Below are 21305 nucleotides of genomic sequence, written 5' to 3' on the forward strand. Positions count from 1 at the left end.
AAATTATCGAAAGGATAAAAAACTATGGAATTTACTACAATTGAACAAAATGGTGTTAAGGTCACGATTGTTGCCAATGATGAGAAGATCATCACAGATATCCAGTCAGCATTGGATTTGCTGGCAACGGTAGACTATGAAACAGGAGCCAACAGAATCATTCTCAACAAGGATACGGTGGACGATTCATTCTTTGTCCTGAGTTCAGGACTTGCCGGTGATGTTTTACAGAAATTTATCACCTATCATGTGAAAGTTGCTATATATGGCGATTACAGTAAATATACAAGCAAACCATTGAAGGATTTTATTTACGAGTCGAACAGAGGCAATGATATTTTCTTTGTTTCAACAAAAGCGCAAGCTGTGGAGAAGCTAATCAATGCCCGATAATAAGAATATGAAAAACATTTTTCTAATTGGTGGAACCATGGGCGTAGGGAAAACAACTGTCTGCGAGATCTTGAAAAACAAACTGAATAACTGCGCCTTTCTTGATGGAGACTGGTGCTGGGACATGCATCCATTCCAAGTAACAGACGAAACAAAGCAGATGGTTCTGGAAAATATCTGTTTCCTTTTAAATAATTTCATCCAGTGCTCCGCTTATGAAAATATTGTATTTTGCTGGGTCATGCATGAACAAAGCATTATCGATACAATCCTATCCCGCCTCGATACTAGTGACTGCAGCATTCATGTAATATCTTTGGTGTGCGGCGAACAGGCACTCCAAAAACGACTGCAGAAAGATGTCGATGCGGGAGTCCGAACGAAAGATGTGATCCAACGGAGCATAGATCGGATACCACTTTACGAAAAGCTGGATTCCGTTAAGGTGGATGTATCAAAAATTGATGCGATGCAGGCAGCAGAACTTATTTGCTCCATAAAATGAAGTCCGGAGAAGCCAGTTCCATGCCATCTCTCGCTACATGAAGCAGGAAAATACAATGATTACCTAATAAAACAAACTTTCTCAATATATAAAGTAGAAGATTTATTTTTCCATTGCTTGGGCTTTCTTAAACACCATAATATTGTTGAATAGCTTCAGCTACATGCTTTGTTGTGCCAATACCGTATTGGTCATCCTGTGTTTCTGCAAGTTTTTGGTTTTGCAAATATTCATTTGCAAGGTCAAGTAAGAAATTCCTTGCATTATCCATGTTTAACATTTGTTTATATAAGAATTCCAGCCTTGCTACTAAAAAATACGTATCCTCCTCGTTGACATCTTCTGGAAGTCTGGAAAATTCTTTATAAATATCATCAAGCTCTGCTCGCAAACTTTCCATATCCTGAATTGGCTTCTGTCCCTCTATAATCTTTTCTTTGCTTCCATACCATCTTAGCATGGCAGTTTTATTAGATTCATTGTTAAGTGTCTGTTTTAGTTTTTCTTGATATGCATCAATACTACCGCCGCCATATTTTTTTATGAATTCATTAAATTGTTCTTCAGATAAATCTTTCTTCATATTTTCAATAATCACGTTAACATCAATTTCATCGAACTCATTAAAATTCATGGTATTGACCCCTTTCATTACATCGGATATCAACTCGATAATACCATTTAAGCGATTACGTTTCTTTTCAAGCATTGATTTTTGAACAGCCAAGAGCTGTTCTTTGTCGAGATATGAATGATCCATTATATTTTTAATATCCTTTAATGGTATTTCCAATTCTCTGAAGAACAGAATTTGCTGTAATCGCTCTAAGGCTTTTTGATCATAAAGCCGATATCCTGCTTTTGATAGTTCAGTTGGTTTTAACAACCCAATTTCATCATAGTATCGTAAGGTGCGGATGCTAATCCCAGTAATTTTAGAAATTTCCTTTACTGTATTCATGTTGTACCTCCCAAACCCAATTATAAAGTGTTACGCTGCGAGAGTGTCAAGTAGATTTTAAACCGTTACATCACTTATTATATCCTGATATCGACGAGCAAATTTTGCCAAAACAGAACGACAATCTCCTGTATACGCCTGAACCTTTTTCTGTGCATTCGTACTACCACATAAGGCTGCGGCAATAGCAACTGTCAATTCCAGATAAGACGAAAAAAACAAGGGCAATTCTTCAGGATCATATGTGTAAAAATTTCCGCCAATATTTTCCTGCTCTAATATATGCTCCAGAGCTTTTTTGGCCTGCGGTATTGGTCTCTTTGAAAAAACGTAGGCTAGATTAAAAATCCGCTCATAAAAAGGAACCTCAATCATATCACGCCGACTTGCATAATATGTAATCTTACTAACATGCGGCTGTCCCCCAGCTGTGGCCACTGTCGCCGCTCGAATCAGAAGCTCGTCAAAATCAGCATCACCTATTTTTTCACTAACCAATATTAGCTGGTTGAGTTCCCAATAATCATTAATATCTCCCTGCACTCCATGCTTCACCGCATCGCATCGAGTTGAAATATCACTATTTTCATCTATAACCTCATATTTGATGAGATATTCCATCCTCTTTTTTAACAGTTCTGATCCCGATGCATCTCCAAACCAAGCCAGGCATTTTGCGTAAGTCATTTTTTTTGTTTCCACTTCTGCTGTTGCAAAAGCATTACGTAAATAGGGCACAACTTCCTCCTCTTGCTGTAGAAGCACTTCAAGCAAACGATATGGATCTTTTTCATCAAGCTGGGTAACTGCCTCTTCTGCTCCTAACCGTTGCTGTTGTAAAAACTCTTTTGGTATAAGACCTTCCTCTTGCAGTTGCCCACAGACTTTTTCATAATCCGGATCTTTTTCTTTTAAGTTACTTTTTCTAACTGCTATACCTAGTGCATAACCTGCATTTTGAACATCGGCATTCATCCGTACAGTTCCGACTACATCTCTCTCAGCTGAAATGGCCTTTCCACCAACAAATAATCCGGCTATACCAAGAGGTCTAAAACATCCAAATGGCAAAGCAATTTTATATATTTTTTCACAGCAGGCTAATCCCATGCGTGCTAACTCCGTCGATGTTCTTCCATGATTATCAATGGTGCTTTCTGCAACCGCAAAAAATTGGTGTGGCTGCTTACCAGATATTGCTTCTGCAAGTGTTAGATATTCTTCTCCAACAATACGCCGACCTTCGCGATAGGAAACCGGATTTGAAGAGTAATATGTACTATTATTTAACTGTGCCACCGTTGACGCACGCATCATATCTGTAAAACTTGTTACATCTACAGCATCGTAATCACCGCTGAAACGTTGCTCATGAAAAAGAGGTACATTTTTTTCGTCAATTCCCCATTGACTGAACGTCTGAGGTACGCCATCCTGTGGATCGCCATATTCAAATCTGCAGCCAGCCAATGCCGCAACATCTCCATTTCCACTTGTATCAATCGTATTGGTTGCTTTAATATAACAAAGTCCCCAACTATCATTTACAAGAATCGTATGTAAACGCTCCTCCTTACAATACGCACCACAAACCACAGCTTGTAATAGCATTTTATCATTATTCTCATATGCCTCACTGTGGAACATAAGTGCAAGTGAATTACGATCTAATTGGTTTGGATCAGTCTTGTGGAGATTCAGCACCTGTTTTTCAAAATCCTTCAAACGACGATTAAGTTTTTCTGTATGACCACCTCGATAACCATAATAATAATTCGGAACATGTCCCGCAGTACGAGTCCCCCCAAGCAAACTTTGTAATTCAACCCCAATATATTGCGAATCCTGACGAATTGCCTCAAGTGCGGCCATTCCCGAAGCACCCAGACCTACTATTGTAGCATCTGTCAGATACAACGGTAATTCTGTTTCCATAAGCTGCAGCGGCCACATCTCAACGTCCATCCATACTATCGCTTCATCTTCCAATCTACACAACTGCTTTTGTTCCAACGCTTCTCCATAAAGATATAGCTGACTTGAAGTTGCCCCCTCTCGCTTATGAATTTTAGCGGCTAAGGATGCCGCCTCATTCATAAGATTTATTAAATCTCTCTCTGAAAAATTAAAATGTAAGACATATGGGTTTTGATATATATTATCTATCACTGCCAATTGGGGAACCCACTCTTCCTCATACTCGACTGCTGCCTCAAAACCAATATTTTTCACTTCTACTTGCTCATTACCTGGGATTTTCCGTAATTGTCCAATAACATCTGCTGCAACACTCTTAACACGGTTTTCCTCTTTGCTGCGGGAAAATCTATCGCCAGCTGACATTTCATTCTTCATTAGAGCAATACTAAGCAGGGACGTATCTGCTCTCTTTGAATGATGATAGTTTACGGAGCCATTCCAGTTTGCAGTTCCTGATAATCTTGTCTCCTTTGTCTTAATGTTTTCAACTTCTATTGTGTATGCACTGTGCAAAAGACGTGAAGGAGATTTCTCTATGCTCAGAATATGTCGGACAGTGTCTTCACCGGAACAATCCACCAAATGGCTCGCTTTAACTTGATACAGTCCATAACTATTTGCTAAAAGCACAGCAGACAATTGATTATATTCATCCGTAAATACACCTGCAAGACTACAGAAAAAGAGATACGGAATACTTTCTTCGCGAAGGCGCCGTAATAACTGAGCTTTTGTTTCCCCTTGGTAGAAACAATATTCATTTTCAATCTGAACAGGCTGTAATGAAAACTCGGTCTGCCAAGCGGAAGTTTCTTCATCCGTTTCTGCATTCTTTTCAACATACATCTGATAACGGCCTACCATCTCATAACCAAGATAAGCCCTCTTCTCTACAACGAGTGGGTTACCGCCAGCTCGTTTAACAGCCAATGCCAGTGCTATACCTGACAAACCGCCACCAATAATTACCGTATATGATTTTGAATAACTCATATCTATACTCCTTCAACAACTAATATTTTTCTGGACGCGCTTATCCTTTAACTGCTCCAAGTACCATTCCCTTTGTAAAATATTTCTGTAAAAACGGGTAGATTATAATAATCGGTACAGAACTTACAATCACGGCAGCCATTTGCAAAGTTGTTGACGGCAATACTTGCTCAACGTTTTGAATACTGCTATTTATCGTCAGCAATTTACGCAATACTACTTGCAAGGGCTGCATCTTATCATTTGTAATATACATTATCGCATCAAAATATGTATTCCAATATGAAACCAAGTAAAAGAGCCCAATTGTCATAATTACCGGTCTTGATAATGGTAATACAATTCGGAGCAGAATTATAAATTCATTGGCCCCATCAATTCGAGCTGCTTCCAGTAATTCATATGGCAAGCCTTCAAAAAAAGCCTTTGTAACTAATATGTTGTAGGTACTCATTGCCGCCGGCAACAACAGCGCCAAGTAAGTACCAGTCAGTCCTAAATTTTTAACCACTAGATATGTTGGAATAATTCCTCCCGAAAAAAGCATCGTGAAAATAAAGTATGGTACAAATATTTTTCTTCCGGGTAAATCCTTACGACTAATAGGATATGCTACCAAAACAGTCAACACAAGAGATAAAATTGTACCTACAAAGGATACGCAGATAGTGATGATTAAAGCCCTTGGAATTCCACTTTTAAAAATAATATTCTTATAAGCATCTAAAGTAAAAGATCGAGGGATTACCACAAAACCACCATTTTTATAAATTTCTGCCATTGGTGTCACTGATACAGAAAATACATACATCAAAGGGAACAAGCACAAAATTCCAACCACAAATAATATTATAATTACAATTGCATCAAAACTATGTAATTTTTTTCTCTTTACCATAATCCATACTCCCACTTTCTTGCAACCTTATTAGCTGTTGTAACAAAAATCAATCCAATAACCGACTTAAATAATCCAACAGCACTAGCCAAGGAATAGTTCATTTTTTGTAGTCCTTCCTTGAATACCCAAGTGTCAAGAATTTCAGACACACTTAAAACTTGTGGAGATGATAAAATATAAATCTGATCAAACCCGGCATTTAAAATAGATCCCAATTTCATAATCAACAATAATATAAATACACCTCGTAAATGTGGAATCGTTATATACCAGATTCTCCCAAATCTACTACAGCCATCTATTTCAGCTGCCTCATATACGGAGGGGTTTATCGCACTTATTGACGAAAGGTAGATAATTGCCCCCCACCCTACTGTTTGCCAAATATCCGAACCTATTAAAACACTCCGGAAGTATTTTGTACTAGTCAAAAATGGTATTGTATGTCCCCCCATTTCCGTTAGCCAGCGGTTTATCAATCCTGTACTCTCGGAAAAAAATGCCACAAGAATACCATAGATGATAACCCAGGAGAGAAAATGTGGTAAATAGGTTAGGGTCTGCACCACACGTCCAAACCATGTTACTCTGCACTCATAAATCAAGATTGCCAAAATCATTGGCGGCAGCATGCCAACTATTATTTTTAGTACACTTATGATAATAGTATTGGCAATAATCTGTTTTGCATATGGTCCATTAAAAAAATACTGAAAATATTTAAATATTGGCGTTGCCCATGAACTACCCATAATTCCCGCATTAATATCAAAATCCTTAAATGCAATAATAACACCATACATCGGCAAATATTTAAAGATCAGAAACCATATGATTCCTGGCGTCAGCATTAAATAAAGTGGCCAATAACGTTTCAAAATTTTTACTAATGATTTTTTGTTCTTTTTTTTCAACTTATTATCTTCTTGCAAATCAAGCGCCTTCGTTTTCTGCGCACTCATAAAAAAGTCCTCCCTTCAAAGCTATAAAAAAATTATAGCATTGAAGAGAGGCCGGAAACATACATAGATATTATGATTCTGTCTAAAATCTTATGCTTTTCTCTCGCTATCTTACTGTTCAAATACTCGAAATGGTATACAGATTCGCACAATTGTTCCCTGACCAAATACACTGCGTATCTTAAGTCCATAACCTTCACCATAGACAAGTCGAATGCGATCATGTACATTGATAATGCCAATATTGGAAAAGCGATCCTTTTTATAAGTTTCAAACGTTCCAGAAAATATCTGCCGAATAGTCTCCGGCTTCATCCCTATACCGTTATCCGCTACCAGAATACTAAGCGTAGAACCATGTCGGTAAGCCCTCAAAACAATTCTGCCTTCCCCCTCTTCCACAGATGCCAACCCGTGACTAATTGAATTTTCAACTAGCGGTTGTAGCGTTAACTTAAGAACACTGCAATTAAGAAACTGTTCTTTTATCTGGTTATCATAGTGAAAGATATTCCCATAACGCATTTTCATAATATCCATGAACCTTTTCAAACTATCGTTTTCGTTCGCTAAGGTCACTTCATTGTTAACAGTATCAAAACTGTAGGATAATAAATCACTAAGTGCAATCATCGCATGATTTGCTTCATCCAGACGTCCTTGTCTAATTAGACTTGATATACAATAAAGTGCATTATGTAGGAAATGCGGTCCAATCTGACTTTGATGCATACGAAACTCATATTGTGCCTTAGCCTGCTCGGCAGCTTTAACGTTATTAACCAGAATGTGAATTCGCTTTACTAAAAGATTATAACTTTGTGTTAGCTTACCGATTTCATCATCCTTTTCGTATTCAATCGGTATAAGGTTATCGAGATTGTTCACATTCGCCATTTTTTTACCTAACCGGCGAATTGGCTTTGTAAAATACGTAACTACAAGTAGAACAGCAATTAAAATTGAAAACACGCCAATTATAAATAAAATCAACAAATTTTGCAGCATTCCATGACTATTGGAATTTAATTCCGAGGTATTATATATTACCAATAATTTCCAACCAATTTTATTTCGTAAAGACTGCATATAACATAACCCATTATCTCCATTCATTATTTCTTCTTGGTAAGGTTGATATTGTGTCTGACGCCCTATCCTGGCATAGTAGGAGGCAAGATGCAATGGATATTGGCCGGTAACCATCTCCAATAGCGAAGTCTGATTACGATCAAAAATCAGTTCTTTCCCTTCCCTTGAAAACAAAATAAAAGACATTCCTTTATTTCTTAATGCCGCACTTAAATTCATATATATGGGATTAAAATTAAACTCAACTGCTATTGTCTGTTTCCACGCAGAATCATGCAAAGCTACCGCTACAGTCGTATTCGCCGTCATCGAGCTATAATATGGCTCTGACCATATTATCATACTCTCTTCTTTATGGGCTGCCTCCATACAAGTGTCGACATCTGGATTTCCACGCAGCTGATATAGCAAATGATTATTAGAATACATTTCTCCATCATCCATCTGTACGAAAATATTATAAATATCACTGCTTTCCCCCACAATCTGTGTCAAATACCGTTCAAATTTATTAACTCCCTCCTCTGATTGACTATCAATTCTAGTTAGACGTACAATGTTCTCTACTACTCGAATTTGCGTATCGACTAAAGAATTTGCCACCTTCATCCGTTCTCGCATGTCCTCATAAAATTCCCTCTGCAGAGTACTTCTCTGACGTTGATAATTTACAATCAAAACCGTACTAAGGATCACTGCTCCAATTTCAAATAGTAGAATAAATTGCCGAGCAGCAAATCCTCTTTGATTGATCTTTTTCTTGATCTTTTGATTGATTCCATGCTTAACTTTTTCTTTTCCACTCATCACTCTTACCACTGCGTAACTGTGTTGGACTCACACCAACAATTTTTCGGAATAGGGTACTAAAATATCGATAATTAGGCATTCCCACCATGTCAGCGATCTCATATACCTTATGATGTCCCTCCAACACAAGATCCTTTGCCTTCTGAATGCGTATTCTCGTGAGGTATTCCACAAAGTTTTCTCCTGCCTGTTCCCGAAAAACTCGACTCAAATACTGAGGACTTAAACCTACTTGTTCAGCAACACTCGTAAGTGTCAATGGGTTAGCATACTCTTCTCGAATAATTCGAATCGCACGATATACCTCTGGTCGATACAAGACTTCGATTAAACATGTATTTTGAATATAAGAAGCTAATTGTTCAATATTATAGACCTCCAGTTTATCAATTTGTAAATGTTCGGGATAGTCTTTTTGATTTTTTTTAAAATAACTTTTAATCAGACCAATCGAAACCTCTTTCAATTGGTCTACACTTAACTTATGCCGTTTGGCATATAAACAATAGGCCTTTTCAAAGTCAATGCGGTCTAAATCAAGTTTAGAAAAAATTGATGACATTGCCTGTAAGTCTTCATCTGTCATTGCATTCGTTTTCAGTATTTCCTGTTGACGGAAGGTTGTCTTATCAGAATAATAAAAGTGCGTCTCATACCATCCATAAATATGATTTATATATTCTAGAAAGGTATGAAATCTTGAGGTATATGGATAAACAACAAAGTATGCTTTCGGCAATTCTATTAATGATTGAAAATATGATTTAATGCCATCTCTGAGTGCTTGTGTAACGCTATTGATCCTTTCACTTAATACTTTAATAACATATATACCAGGACACAGCTCCATCCACTCATCCACAAATTTACACCCTTCAAGATACTCCAACAGTTCGCTATCAATTACCTGGCGATACTTGCCAGAAATATCTTGTATCAAAAAAAGAAATTCTTTCTTACTGTCCAGAAAACTCATTTCGATCATCGTCTGTTCCAACTCACTCATATGACTTCTATTCATTTTCTGTTCAATAAAGTAATAAGAAAAAAGTTTAGATAATTTTTGCCGTTTTGTTCGATTAGACATTTTTGTCAAAAAATCTTCCTTTTCCATTATATTACGAGCCTTATCTAATACTTTGGCAATGCTGCTTTCCTGCATCTGAAATTTGACTATATAATCAATTACATTAAGTTGAATCGCATGTTGCGCATATTCAAAATTTTCCAAAACGGTCAAAAACACAATCTGGATGTCAGGATAATAAACACGTAATTTTTCAGCTAACTCAATTCCGTTCATAATAGGCATTGCAAGGTCAGTAATAATCATATTGGGATGTAATTCCGCACAAAGCTGCAGAGCCTCCTTTCCATTCCTGGCTTCACCCACTATTCTGCAGGTATACTTTGCCCATGGAAATGCTGCGAGTTCCTCACGCACTGGCAGTTCATCATCCGCTATTAACACCTTTATTTCTTCCATATGCTCACCTCATCATGGACCATTATAGCATATCTGATACATCACATGGATCATAAACAACAATTAATTCTTTGCTTTATAGTATTCATTCTACTTTCTTAATCTTCTTATTATAATGCATATTAACACACTTATTCTTCCGAAAATATACAAGATATTTATGATAATGTTCACTTATATATGAGAATTTTTTCACCTGTTCGACACCATAAAAAAGCAAACACTTACTTAAAATGTATGTATATCTTAATCTTTTAAAATCTGTTACTATGATTCTTGAAAACAAGGCCTTAATACATTCGCAATAGGTCGAAGAACTTAATAGTCGGAGGGAGAAAAAATTGAAAAAAAAGTATGCAGCAATCGTAATCACTTCAATTCTGGCATGCACTATTGTTGCCGGTTGTAGTGGAAAAAAGAGCAATGACTCAGCAACATCCCAATCTCAGAAAAGTGCTACTAATGATAAAGACAGCGATATTACGATTGAAATTGTCGCAGGTGATACCGTGCAGCTTCCACCAGAGGGAGAAAACTTCATTGAAAAGGGACTTTCAGAGGCAATTGGATCAAAGGTAAAACTAACGATTCTTGGAACTGGCAATGACTATGACAGCGCCTTAAATGTTCGCCTTACAAGCGGAGAAATTCCTGATTTATTTATGATTCCCAATAAAAAAGGCAATGGTGAATCCGTTATGACGGCTTCCGTAGTCAAGCAATATGCTGACAGTAACCTGATCATGAGCCTTAATCCCTATCTGGATCAACTCAAACCTATGTTCAAAGTAACTGGAGAACCACGCGAAACAGATAAATACAAGGATAATGCATACCTAATTCCAACGATTGGCAGTAAAGGTTACTCCAAAGAAGAGATTGCAAAAAAACCAGAGTTAAAATTTCAAAAGAAAGGTTTCAGAACTTACGGCTACCTTGGAATTATGTACCGAAACGATTGGTTAGAAAAAGTTGGCAGCACAATACCAAAAACTTCTGATGAATTTATCAATGTTTGTGAGAAATTTACAAATGATGACCCTGATGGAAATGGAAAAAAAGATACCTATGGCTTAAGCGGTAAAGGACTTGCTGCATTCAATCCCATTCTGAATGCTTATGGTGCCTCAGCAAATAGTGATATCATTGTTGAAGACGGTAAAGTAACCTCGACTTTAGAAAGTAAACACATGACCGAAGCACTCGAAATGTGCAAAAAGTTAGTCGATACCGGCGCAGTTGATCCCGATTTACTTTCTAATACCGCATCTACTGTTGATGATAAAGCTATTCAGGGTTTTAACGGTATTACCGTTGGTTCTTATGCAGGAATCATGCGAAAAAGTACGCAAGACGAAATACATTCTGTCAATAAAAACGCTGATTGGAAATTAATGGATTCTTTAAGTGGCCCTAGTGGTAAACAGTTCGGTAATATGGATCTCACTGAATCCGGTGGTAAAACAGTAATTGGAAAAAATGTTGAAAAAGACAAAGCTAAGTTGCAGAAAATTTTTGACCTTCTGAACTATCTTGCTTCCGTTGAAGGACAACGACTCGTCTGCTATGGTGAAGAAGGAGTACACTATAATCTGGAAGATGGAAAAATTACACCTACGGACAAAATGGCATCTGAGACTAATTTCACTTATGTCTACCAGCTTATTGGCCGTGATGATGAGCAATACCTGATTACCAAGTTTCCAGAATGGAATGAAATTATTCCTTTTTCTGCAAAAATACCACGTTTCACTGTCTACAATAACGGTGTAGAAGCTCCGGAAGGATTTTACCTAGAAGACTTTAACAAATACGTAAATGAGGAACTAACAAAGTTCATTTACGGAAAACGTCCAATCTCCGAATATAAAGATTTTCTGAGTGAATTAGATAAGACTTTTGGATATCAAGAATATATGAAATCAGCAGCAGAACAATTAAAAGAAAAAGGGTTCATAGATAAATAGCTATAAAGGATTCGAGGCTGTGAAAGCTTCTCTATAACTAAAGTATAAATAGGTCACCTATGATAAAATCAAAATCATAGGCGGCCTATTATTCTTTTATCCATAACTTTTTAAAGTAAATTCCGTTGCGCAAAATCCTATATCAAGATATAATATAGGCTATCAGAAAGACAGAAATATCTCTGAAAAATACATTTATTAAAAACATCAGGAGAATATATTATGGAAACCAATCAGAAACTAAAGAAGAATTTCGGTGTCTGGACGGCGATATCCACGGTTGTGGGATGTGTCATCGGTGCCGGAGTATTCTTCAAGCCATATGCGATCTATCAGGCCACAGGAGGTGCTCCCGGCATGGGGATCCTGGCATGGATCTTTGGCGGACTGGCAAGCATCGTGGCTGCTCTCACATTTGCGGAAGTTGCCGTCTTGATCCCAGAAACCGGAGGTATGGTGGCTTATCTGGGTGAGGTCTACAATGAAAAAATCGGCTTTTTGGCCGGGTGGATGCAGACTGTAATTTTTTATCCGGCATTTTTGGCCGGATACGGTGTAAAAGTTGGCTCGGAGATTGGAGAATATATAGGAATGAGGTATGAGCTTCCCATTGCAATAGCCGTCATCCTATTCCTGGTTTCACTAAACACTTTAGGCTCCAGAACCTCCGGACGTATTCAAGTCGTTTCCACCATATGTAAACTAATTCCGCTTATCTTATTGATGGTTTTTGGATTCATCTTTGGAGGCGGAAACAATCCGATTTTTACACCGATAGTTGCAGCAGATAAAAATCCTTCCTCTGTTCTCGGTTCTACCCTGCTGGCCGTTCTTTTTGCTTTTGAAGGCTGGACAAATGTAGGTGCAATTGCCGGAGAGATGAAACATCCCGGTCGTGACCTTCCCCGTGCTATTGTCGGCGGTGTCTCTATCATCATGGCAGTATATCTTATAATTAACGTTGCATACTTATGGGTACTTCCGGCTAATCAGCTTATGACTCTGGAATCACCCGCATCTGCAGTGGCTATGAAAATCTTTGGACCGACTGGAGGTTTATTAATTAAGATTGGTATCATCATATCCGTCATAGGAGCCGCCAATGGTTTCCTGATGTCCGGATCACGGGTTACATATCTGCTTGCATCAAAAAAATCTCTTCCCGCAAGTAGTTCTCTTAGTAAACTAAATAGAAATCAGGTGCCTGCCAACGCAATCATCCTGATTGGATTTCTTGCCTGTCTTTATTCATTAAGCGGAAGATTCGATATGTTGACAGATCTTGCTGTATTTTCCTGTTGGATCTTTTATACCTTAACCTTCACCTGTGTCATAAAGCTGCGCAGGATAAAACCAGGTGTACCACGCAAATACAAAGTCCCTTTTTATCCTGTTACTCCGATTCTGGCAATTCTAAGCGGTTTTTATGTGATAATCAGCCAGCTCTTCCTTTCAGGCAGATTCACTCGGGTCCTCTCTTTTGGAAGTATCCTCATCACTTTGCTAGGACTTCCGGTATATCATCTTTCAAAAAAATATTATAGTGCCTCAACGAAATAATATGAATACGAATTAAAAAAAGCAGGTCATTCTTTTTATTTGAATGGCCTGCCTTTAGCATTTAATCCGCCGGTGAGTTATCTTCCGGTACAATGATGTTCAAGATGAATACAATCAGGAAAGAAACCATCAGAGAACTTCCCATGATGTTTTTAACCATTTGCGGACAGAACTGAAGAATCTGTGGAACTGCATCGATTCCAACACCAATAGCAAGAGAAATACCGACAATCATCTTATTGCGGTAATTCAATGGCTGTTCCGTCAACAGCTGAATCCCTGACATTGTGATTGCTGCAAATACGGTAATTGTAGCACCTCCAAGTACAGGCTGAGGAATTGTAGCCACCAGTGCACTGAATTTCGGACATACACCTGCAAGAGCCATAAATCCAACAACCAGAACAAATACTCTCTTTGAAACAACTTTCGTTGTTGCTATCAGTCCGACGTTCTGGCTATAAGGATCTGTCGGAAGTCCTCCAAAACAAGCACCTATCATACCACAAATACTTTGTCCTTTAATTGCTCCGCCGAGTTCCTTATCAGTTGCCTGTCTTCCGAAACCACCCATTGCAGTTGATGATACATCACCGATCGTCTGTACTGCCTGTACTACATACATTAATATCATCATAATGATTGCATCAGGATGAAATTCCAGTCCAAAATGAAATGGCGTAGGTACTGAAAGAATTTTCGCATCTACCACACCTTTAAAACTAATGGTATCTCCCATAAATAGAGCTACAATATAACCGATTACAATACCAATCAGCATTCCGGAAACTTTTATGTAGCCTTTTCCGAATAAACTGCAGCCAAGAGTAACAACTAGAGTAATAATTGCAAGAATCCATGCTTTCCCCGAACCAAAATCTTCCGCCTGAGCATTTCCTCCTCCAATGTACGTAAGGGCTGTTTTATACAGTGATAACCCAATACTAAGAACCACCGTTCCACTGACAATCGGAGGAAAAAATCTTCGTATCTTGCTCATTGCCATTCCAATGAATATTGAAACAAACCCTGCTACTAGCTGTGCTCCGAAGATTGCCGCTATGCCATACTGTTTACCAATCATAGTAAGTATCGGCATATATGCGAATGCAACACCCATGACATTCGGCAATCCCATACCGAATCCGAATACCGGGAATAGTTGTAACAAAGTAGTGATTGCACCAATCAGCATAGCTGCCTGAGTCAGCATGATCTGATCTTTTGCTGAGAGATTACATGTAGCTGCTATTAGCATTGGCGGTGTAATATTCCCTACCAACATAGCGAGCACATGCTGAAGTGCCTGAGGAACTGCACTTCCCCACGATGGTGTTCCATCCAATTTAAAGAGTTCGGAGTTTGATCTTCTTGTTGCCTTTTCCATATTCCATCCTAACCTTTCTTATCCTTTTGTACAAGAATTACTTCATCATATAATTCTTTTTTGTACATTAAAGATAATATAAGATAGATTTATCAACTTGTCAATCTAAATAATTTTTTTGATTTTCAAAATATAATATTATGTTAACTTTATATATTCAAAAAGCACATGTAAATTGTATAATTACAATTTACATGATACCAGGGTCAAAAGGTCCTGCGTTTCATGCTTGCATGAAAAAGCATGACCTTGGGACCCGAACAAACATGAGAAAGTAACCCGATTAGGGTGTATTTCGAATGTTTGTAGGATTGTGAGAGCTCGAAGAGCGTAACAATCCGTGTATCATAAGGGGTCAAATTACTTTTGACCCCAACACCATTTACATGTGCTTACGATCAATGGAAGAGAAAGCTTCTTAAAATCTTTCCCTGACTGTCATAAACCATTTTATAAACTTCTGCATATTCCGGATGATTTATATAATCGTAAGAGACACCCAAAGGCTCTTCATAATAACCACAGTAGCCATCTTTTTCTGACATCTTATACTGGTTATTATTTTCAGACTGATAACTTGGATCTTTAATAACTAAAATATGAAAAATCTCTCCTGATTCTAGTGCTCCCTTCTGGTAGGCAAGATACTGTTCACTGTGATAGCATGTGATAACAACACTGCCATCTTCCTTTGTTTCATTGGAAAATATTACTTTTCCATCCCAGGCAGACGGATAGTTGAAACTGAATTTTTTTCCGTCTATGTAATTCTCATATATAACATCCTGCTCCGGATCATCTGGTGATTGAATTACCTTATCATTACTTTGTGAATCCGATGAATCTTCTGTCTTATCATTAGTCTCTGGCATCGCCTCCGCCGCCAATGTTGTATCTTGATCCATATCCTGATCTATTTTCTTATCTGTTTCATTCTCAGGTGCTGATTCTTCGTTTTCTCTGGTATCGGCTATAACCTGCTCCCTGAGTTTTTTGTATTCATTTTGAACCTTCACTGTTTTTTCTGCCATTTTCTTGTTAAAATTATAGGAATAGATAACACAACCTGAAAGCAATATAACTGCCAGGACAAGGATCAGAATACCAAACCCGGCAATATATTTTCTCTTCTTCTTTTCTTCAGAACTTTCAATATCCTCAACGGTTTCATCTTGTTCATTCTGTATTTTTTTATCTTCGGTCATCTTACGGTCCTCCGGCTATATAAAAAACTTCTTAGAAATTTATCTCACCCAAAAGCCAGATCACTCCCTTGAAACGTCTTCCAACTTCAGGTATTCCTGTCAGATCTTGATCATTAATACATATATCTAATTCAATATCATTGCACAAAATTGTGATCAGATGAAGTTTTTCCCCCGTATACTCATTGACAGTGGTGTCATATTCAATAATATCTCCCATAACACTATATTGATCGCATTCAATACCATATGGCATGAAATAGGAATCTACAATTGTAAGAACATCATCTTTTTTCCGTATTCTTCTGCTGATTGTGGAATACGTATTGATCTCTTCCATTGTAAGGTTCTCCATCGCCTCTTCATCACCATTTCTCGCAGCGGCAATTAATTCATTATGTTGCTTCCATTCCTGATCTATATCTTTCTTCCCTTCCTTTTTTAAGGGAAGGAGAATCATTCCTTTTCTGGAAAGTGCAGATAATGTCAGCGAGATACTTGGATCCCGAAATGACTTTTTTGATTTTTCACTTTGATATTCTGCAGCATTTAACAGATAAAAGATCAGAGTTATTCCAACTCTGTAATCATCACAGGCTCCTGCATAAGAAATCTTATCCACATGACGTTCCACCATAAGGTTTTCCTGACTTGTCACTTTCGAACCTCTGTAAAACGGAAAACAATAATCTATATGCAAATTATCCTCTTCATCCAACTCTCCACATATGGTAAGTCCACAATCATATCCATACTCCCTTGAGATCTCTACAAACAAATGGTGTTCCTCATCTTCTACTACTTTTTTGCTGTCACAATTTGTAATTACATCCCGCAATACCTTTTCCATATCACTTCTGGAAGAAATGTCTGAAAAACCCACAGCTTTCAAGTATGCATGCATCGGAACACCTCCCAGTATATCTTCATTTACTTTATTCATTTTTTATCAGGAACCATCTTTTCTTTCCCACCCATATAAGGCTGTAATACTTTAGGTATATTGACAGTTCCGTCCTCATTGAGGTTGTTTTCTAAAAATGCTATCAACATACGTGGTGGTGCAACTACTGTATTATTCAGGGTATTTGCCAGATATTTTCCGTCTTTTCCATTTACTCGAATTTTTAGCCGTCTTGCTTGTGCATCCCCTAGATTTGAACAGCTTCCGACCTCAAAATACTTTTTTTGTCTCGGAGACCATGCTTCTACATCAACAGACTTAACCTTAAGATCTGCAAGGTCGCCGGAACAGCATTCTAGCGTACGAACCGGAATATCCAGACTGCGGAACAGATCTACCGTATTCTTCCATAGCCTGTCATACCATATTGCAGATTCTTCTGGTTTGCATACTACAATCATCTCCTGTTTTTCGAACTGATGGATTCGATAAACTCCTCTTTCCTCGATTCCATGTGCACCTTTTTCTTTGCGAAAACACGGAGAATAACTCGTTAATGTCAGTGGAAGCTGCTCTTCTGGTATGATCTGATCAATAAACTTTCCGATCATGGAATGCTCACTTGTACCAATCAGATACAAGTCTTCCCCTTCTATCTTATACATCATGGCATCCATTTCATCAAAGCTCATAACTCCTGTGACAACATCACTTCGAATCATAAATGGAGGTACACAGTAAGTAAAGCCCCTGTCAATCATAAAATCTCTTGCATAAGAAATCACAGAAGAATGCAGTCTCGCAACATCTCCCATCAGATAATAAAAACCATTCCCCGCCACACGTCTTGCAGCATCAAGGTCTATTCCACTTAATGATTCCATAATATCCGTGTGATAAGGAATTTCAAAATCAGGGACAATCGGATCACCAAATTTTTCTACTTCTACATTCTCACTGTCATCTTTTCCTATTGGAACTGATGGGTCTATAATATTGGGAATAATCATCATTCTCTTATTAATTTCTTCTTCCAGATTCTTTTGCTTTTCTGTAAGCTCATTAATCCGGGAACCCGAAGCAGCAACTTCTTTCTTTACTTCTTCTGCTTCCTCTTTCTTTCCATGAGCCATCAGTTTTCCTATTTCCTTCGAAACTTTATTTCTGCTGGCCCGAAGTGCTTCAACCTCCTGAAGAATACCACGATTCTCTTTATCAAGTTCAATCACCTCATCCACCAACGAAAGTTTATGATTCTGGAATTTATTTCTAATATTTTGTTTTACTATTTCCGGATTTTCTCTCACAAATCTAATATCTAACATAAAAAACATGTCCTCCTATAATTAAAACGCCAGCATGATGCCAACACTTTACCTTCTGAATAGTTTATCCTAGTATTAGCATTTTTTCAAGTGTTGAAACAAGATTAACCAGCGATTCCTCATCCAAACTATATACCTAAAACATCATTCTGAATATTTCAAACGCACATAATGCATAAATATTCATTATGTTGTTTACATAATATATTAACATAATTGTGATAATTTTTTATCGAAAGTAAACGATCTAGTAAGCGTCAGGTAAGTAAAAAATGTAGAAATACAGCAAAAGAGTGAAATATCTTCCACTCTTTTGCTATAGAATGTTCTCATCCATTCAATCCATATCCTCGTTATTAAAATTTACTGCTTGTTTCAAAGCCTGTATTTCTTCATCACTTAACATGATATAAGATTCGCCTTTTACTATTTCCTTTATATATAAAAAACAATTATCCCTGCTGTGAATAGCATCCAGAACAAATCCGGTGTTATTTCGATCAAGCATGGCCAAAGCAAAACTAAGTTTACCCCCTACATCATCGAATGCATCATACTTAACAATCCCATACTTGCTCAGCACTTTGTTATGATCTTTTTTAATCATATCAATGTCAAATTGGTACTCTTCGTTTAGCTTTGTAATCTTATCAACATTTCTAAATTTTACTGCGAATGTTCGTTCCAGTGACTGCGCATCTTTCCCCTTCATAAAGATCTTATACTTTCGTTTTAAGCGATCGATCTGCATCGCCTGTTTGGCAGTCATCACAATAAGAATTATAACGAGTATCATCAGTAATATAACCAGAATACCCACATCTATTCCCATCCTGTCCAGTATTTTACTCATCTGTTTATTCTCCCTTAATTAATCGATTCAAGTAATTCCATAATTCTTTCCAGTTCATCCTGAGAATAATATTCGATCTCAATTCTGCCTTTTTGTTTACCGGCACTTTTAATCTCAGCTTTTGTCCCTAATATTCCCTTAATTCGTTCCTCAAGATGATGATATATTGCTTCTAAAGCAGGATCTTTATCTTTCTTTTTTTGTATTCTGGGATTCAGGATATCTTTTACCATTTTTTCCGTGTCACGAACACTTAATTTTTCATCTACAACTCTCATCGCAATCGAATACTGTAGTTTCGGATCTTCAATACCAATTAAAGCTCTTGCATGTCCTGTACTAATCATATCATCTACAACCATCTGTTGAACCTTATCAGTCAGTTTCAACAATCTTATAGAATTTGTAACAGCTGCCCTGCTTTTTGAAACCCTTTCTGCCACTTCATCTTGTTTCAGGGAAAATTCTTCAATCAAGCGCTTAAAAGCAATAGCTTCTTCTATAGGATTCAAGTTTTCTCTCTGTATGTTCTCTATCAGAGAAATTTCAACAATTTCCTGGTCCGAAAATTCCTTTATAACCACGGGAACTTTTTTGAGACCTGCAAGCTTAGCCGCTCTCCATCTTCTCTCTCCCGCAATAATTTCATAATACTTATTCTTTTTCTGTACGACAAGTGGTTGAATAATTCCAAACTGTTTGATTGAGTCTGCCAGCTCAACGAGTGCATCCTCATCGAAGTTTTTTCTCGGCTGTTTTCTGTTTGGCTCTATTTGGTTAATATTTAGATATACATCTGCAGGTTTTTCTACAATCTTTTCTACAACTTTTTCAACAGTTCTCACATTTTCAGTGTTCTGTTCTGACCTTGTTTCATTCGATGACTTTGTTTTTATGGATGAATTGGAAGGTATCAGAGAATCAAGTCCCTTTCCAAGTCCTGCTCTTCTTACTGCCATTCTTCGTCCCCCCTATGTAGTACTTCTTGCGCCAATAATCGATAGCTTTCTGCTCCTGTCGACTTACCGTCATATAATGTAATCGGCATGCCATAGCTCGGTGCCTCCGCTAGTCTCACATTTCGTGGTATAATTGTTTTATATATGTTCTGGTTCAGATTTTCTTTTACATTTTCAACTACTTGCAGGGACAGATTCGTCCGTGCATCATACATGGTAAAGACAACACCTTCTATCTCCAGATTTGGATTCAAACGTTCCTGTACAAGGTCAATTGTATGCATAAGCTGTGTCAAACCTTCTAATGCATAATACTCACATTGTATCGGTACCAAAACTGAATCTGCTGTAGTCATAGCATTGATTGTCAGCATATTTAAGGAAGGCGGACAATCAATAATAATAAAATCAAAGTTTCTTTTAACTAAATTTACATTTTCTTTTAAAATATATTCTTTGTCTTCTACTCCAATTAATTCAATCTCTGCTCCAGAAAGATTAATATTTGCCGGTATGAGTGATAAATTATCAATATTCAACTGCATAATACAGTCATCAATATCGCAAGTTCCCAAAAGTAATTCATAAATTGAGTTCTCAACATTGTTTTTATCAATACCTAAACCACTTGTAGTATTTCCCTGGGGATCTATGTCTATAGCTAATACTTTTTTTCCCTCCTCGGCAAGACACGCTGATAAATTAATGGCTGTGGTTGACTTTCCCACACCGCCTTTTTGATTTGCGATTGCAATCGTTCTTTTCAATCTTATTCCTCCCCAATTTTCTCTTACATATGTGTCAATAACTAGTATACCATTATAAATCATAAAATGCCACTCAAAGATGTTTCACGTGAAACATTTTTTATTTTCTTTCAATGTTTCACGTGAAACATAACTATTCATATAAAGTGTTTCACGTGAAACACTTTAATCTCAATAAAATAACATCAAGGATTATAAACAAAAAAGATTAAAGATATTTTTCTCTTGTAAATGCTTGTCTTATAGGCTATACTTAATATAAGATTGAATGCATAAAGGTCATGTTTCATTCTTA

Annotated in this window: 17 protein-coding genes; 4 read left to right on the top strand and 13 right to left on the bottom strand. The window is 37.3% G+C overall.

Features of this window, described 5'->3' with window-relative positions:
• The first annotated feature begins 24 nt into the window (after positions 1-24).
• Entirely contained in the window at positions 25-393 is a 369-nt protein-coding gene (locus tag INP51_RS15900; protein ID WP_193735709.1) for a DUF4180 domain-containing protein, read from the top strand.
• Entirely contained in the window at positions 383-898 is a 516-nt protein-coding gene (locus INP51_RS15905) for an AAA family ATPase (RefSeq protein ID WP_331463472.1), read from the top strand. Before INP51_RS15900 ends, INP51_RS15905 begins: the two co-directional genes overlap by 11 nt.
• A gap of 127 nt (positions 899-1025) precedes the next feature.
• Here the strand turns inward: INP51_RS15905 and INP51_RS15910 are convergent, their stop codons facing one another.
• The 6 genes from INP51_RS15910 to INP51_RS15935 form a co-directional block, all read right to left on the bottom strand.
• Positions 1026-1859 carry a MerR family transcriptional regulator gene (locus INP51_RS15910; RefSeq protein ID WP_193735710.1) on the bottom strand — a complete coding sequence of 278 codons (834 nt, stop codon included), beginning with the start codon at positions 1857-1859 and terminating at the stop codon, positions 1026-1028.
• A 57-nt stretch (positions 1860-1916) separates the two neighbouring features.
• Positions 1917-4832, bottom strand: coding sequence for an FAD-dependent oxidoreductase (locus tag INP51_RS15915; protein ID WP_193735711.1), 2916 nt, complete (start codon positions 4830-4832; stop codon positions 1917-1919).
• A 40-nt stretch (positions 4833-4872) separates the two neighbouring features.
• Positions 4873-5730, bottom strand: coding sequence for a carbohydrate ABC transporter permease (locus tag INP51_RS15920; protein ID WP_193735712.1), 858 nt, complete (start codon positions 5728-5730; stop codon positions 4873-4875).
• Entirely contained in the window at positions 5724-6695 is a 972-nt protein-coding gene (locus INP51_RS15925; RefSeq protein WP_193735713.1) for an ABC transporter permease, read from the bottom strand. Before INP51_RS15925 ends, INP51_RS15920 begins: the two co-directional genes overlap by 7 nt.
• A gap of 111 nt (positions 6696-6806) precedes the next feature.
• Positions 6807-8594, bottom strand: coding sequence for a sensor histidine kinase (locus INP51_RS15930; RefSeq protein WP_193735714.1), 1788 nt, complete (start codon positions 8592-8594; stop codon positions 6807-6809).
• The gene (locus INP51_RS15935) at positions 8572-10083 is read right to left on the bottom strand and encodes a response regulator transcription factor (protein ID WP_193735715.1); all 1512 of its coding nucleotides are present in this window, start codon (positions 10081-10083) and stop codon (positions 8572-8574) included. The genes INP51_RS15930 and INP51_RS15935 overlap by 23 nt, the downstream gene beginning before the upstream one ends.
• 341 nt (positions 10084-10424) lie before the next feature.
• On the opposite strand from INP51_RS15935, the gene INP51_RS15940 reads away from it, so the two are divergent.
• Both INP51_RS15940 and INP51_RS15945 read left to right on the top strand, forming a co-directional pair.
• On the top strand, positions 10425-12050 hold the full coding sequence (locus tag INP51_RS15940) for an extracellular solute-binding protein (RefSeq protein ID WP_193735716.1): 1626 nt from the start codon (positions 10425-10427) through the stop codon (positions 12048-12050).
• A 222-nt stretch (positions 12051-12272) separates the two neighbouring features.
• The gene (locus tag INP51_RS15945; protein ID WP_193735717.1) at positions 12273-13610 is read left to right on the top strand and encodes an APC family permease; all 1338 of its coding nucleotides are present in this window, start codon (positions 12273-12275) and stop codon (positions 13608-13610) included.
• Between the two features lie 61 nt (positions 13611-13671).
• Here the strand turns inward: INP51_RS15945 and INP51_RS15950 are convergent, their stop codons facing one another.
• The 7 genes from INP51_RS15950 to INP51_RS15980 all read right to left on the bottom strand — a co-directional run bounded on the left by INP51_RS15950 (position 13672) and on the right by INP51_RS15980 (position 21010).
• Positions 13672-14997 (bottom strand): uracil-xanthine permease family protein, encoded by a 1326-nt coding sequence (locus tag INP51_RS15950; RefSeq protein ID WP_193735718.1) that lies wholly within the window; start codon positions 14995-14997, stop codon positions 13672-13674.
• 398 nt (positions 14998-15395) lie between these two features.
• Positions 15396-16202: a hypothetical protein gene (locus INP51_RS15955; RefSeq protein ID WP_193735719.1), complete on the bottom strand. Its 807-nt coding sequence runs from the start codon at positions 16200-16202 to the stop codon at positions 15396-15398.
• Positions 16203-16233: 31 nt separating this feature from the next.
• Complete coding sequence (locus INP51_RS15960; RefSeq protein WP_230406839.1) at positions 16234-17145, bottom strand: DUF3881 family protein; 912 nt, start codon at positions 17143-17145, stop codon at positions 16234-16236.
• Positions 17142-18431 carry a serine--tRNA ligase gene (serS, locus tag INP51_RS15965; RefSeq protein WP_193735720.1) on the bottom strand — a complete coding sequence of 430 codons (1290 nt, stop codon included), beginning with the start codon at positions 18429-18431 and terminating at the stop codon, positions 17142-17144. The genes INP51_RS15960 and serS overlap by 4 nt, the downstream gene beginning before the upstream one ends.
• A gap of 337 nt (positions 18432-18768) precedes the next feature.
• Positions 18769-19284, bottom strand: a complete 516-nt coding sequence (locus tag INP51_RS15970; RefSeq protein ID WP_193735721.1) for a DUF4446 family protein — start codon at positions 19282-19284, stop codon at positions 18769-18771.
• Between the two features lie 14 nt (positions 19285-19298).
• Complete coding sequence (locus INP51_RS15975) at positions 19299-20243, bottom strand: ParB/RepB/Spo0J family partition protein (RefSeq protein ID WP_193735722.1); 945 nt, start codon at positions 20241-20243, stop codon at positions 19299-19301.
• On the bottom strand, positions 20234-21010 hold the full coding sequence (locus INP51_RS15980; protein ID WP_193735723.1) for a ParA family protein: 777 nt from the start codon (positions 21008-21010) through the stop codon (positions 20234-20236). Before INP51_RS15980 ends, INP51_RS15975 begins: the two co-directional genes overlap by 10 nt.
• Positions 21011-21305 lie beyond the last annotated feature (295 nt).

It is taken from the genome of Blautia liquoris, from assembly GCF_015159595.1.
GTDB classification, from domain to species: Bacteria; Bacillota; Clostridia; order Lachnospirales; family Lachnospiraceae; genus Novisyntrophococcus; species Novisyntrophococcus liquoris.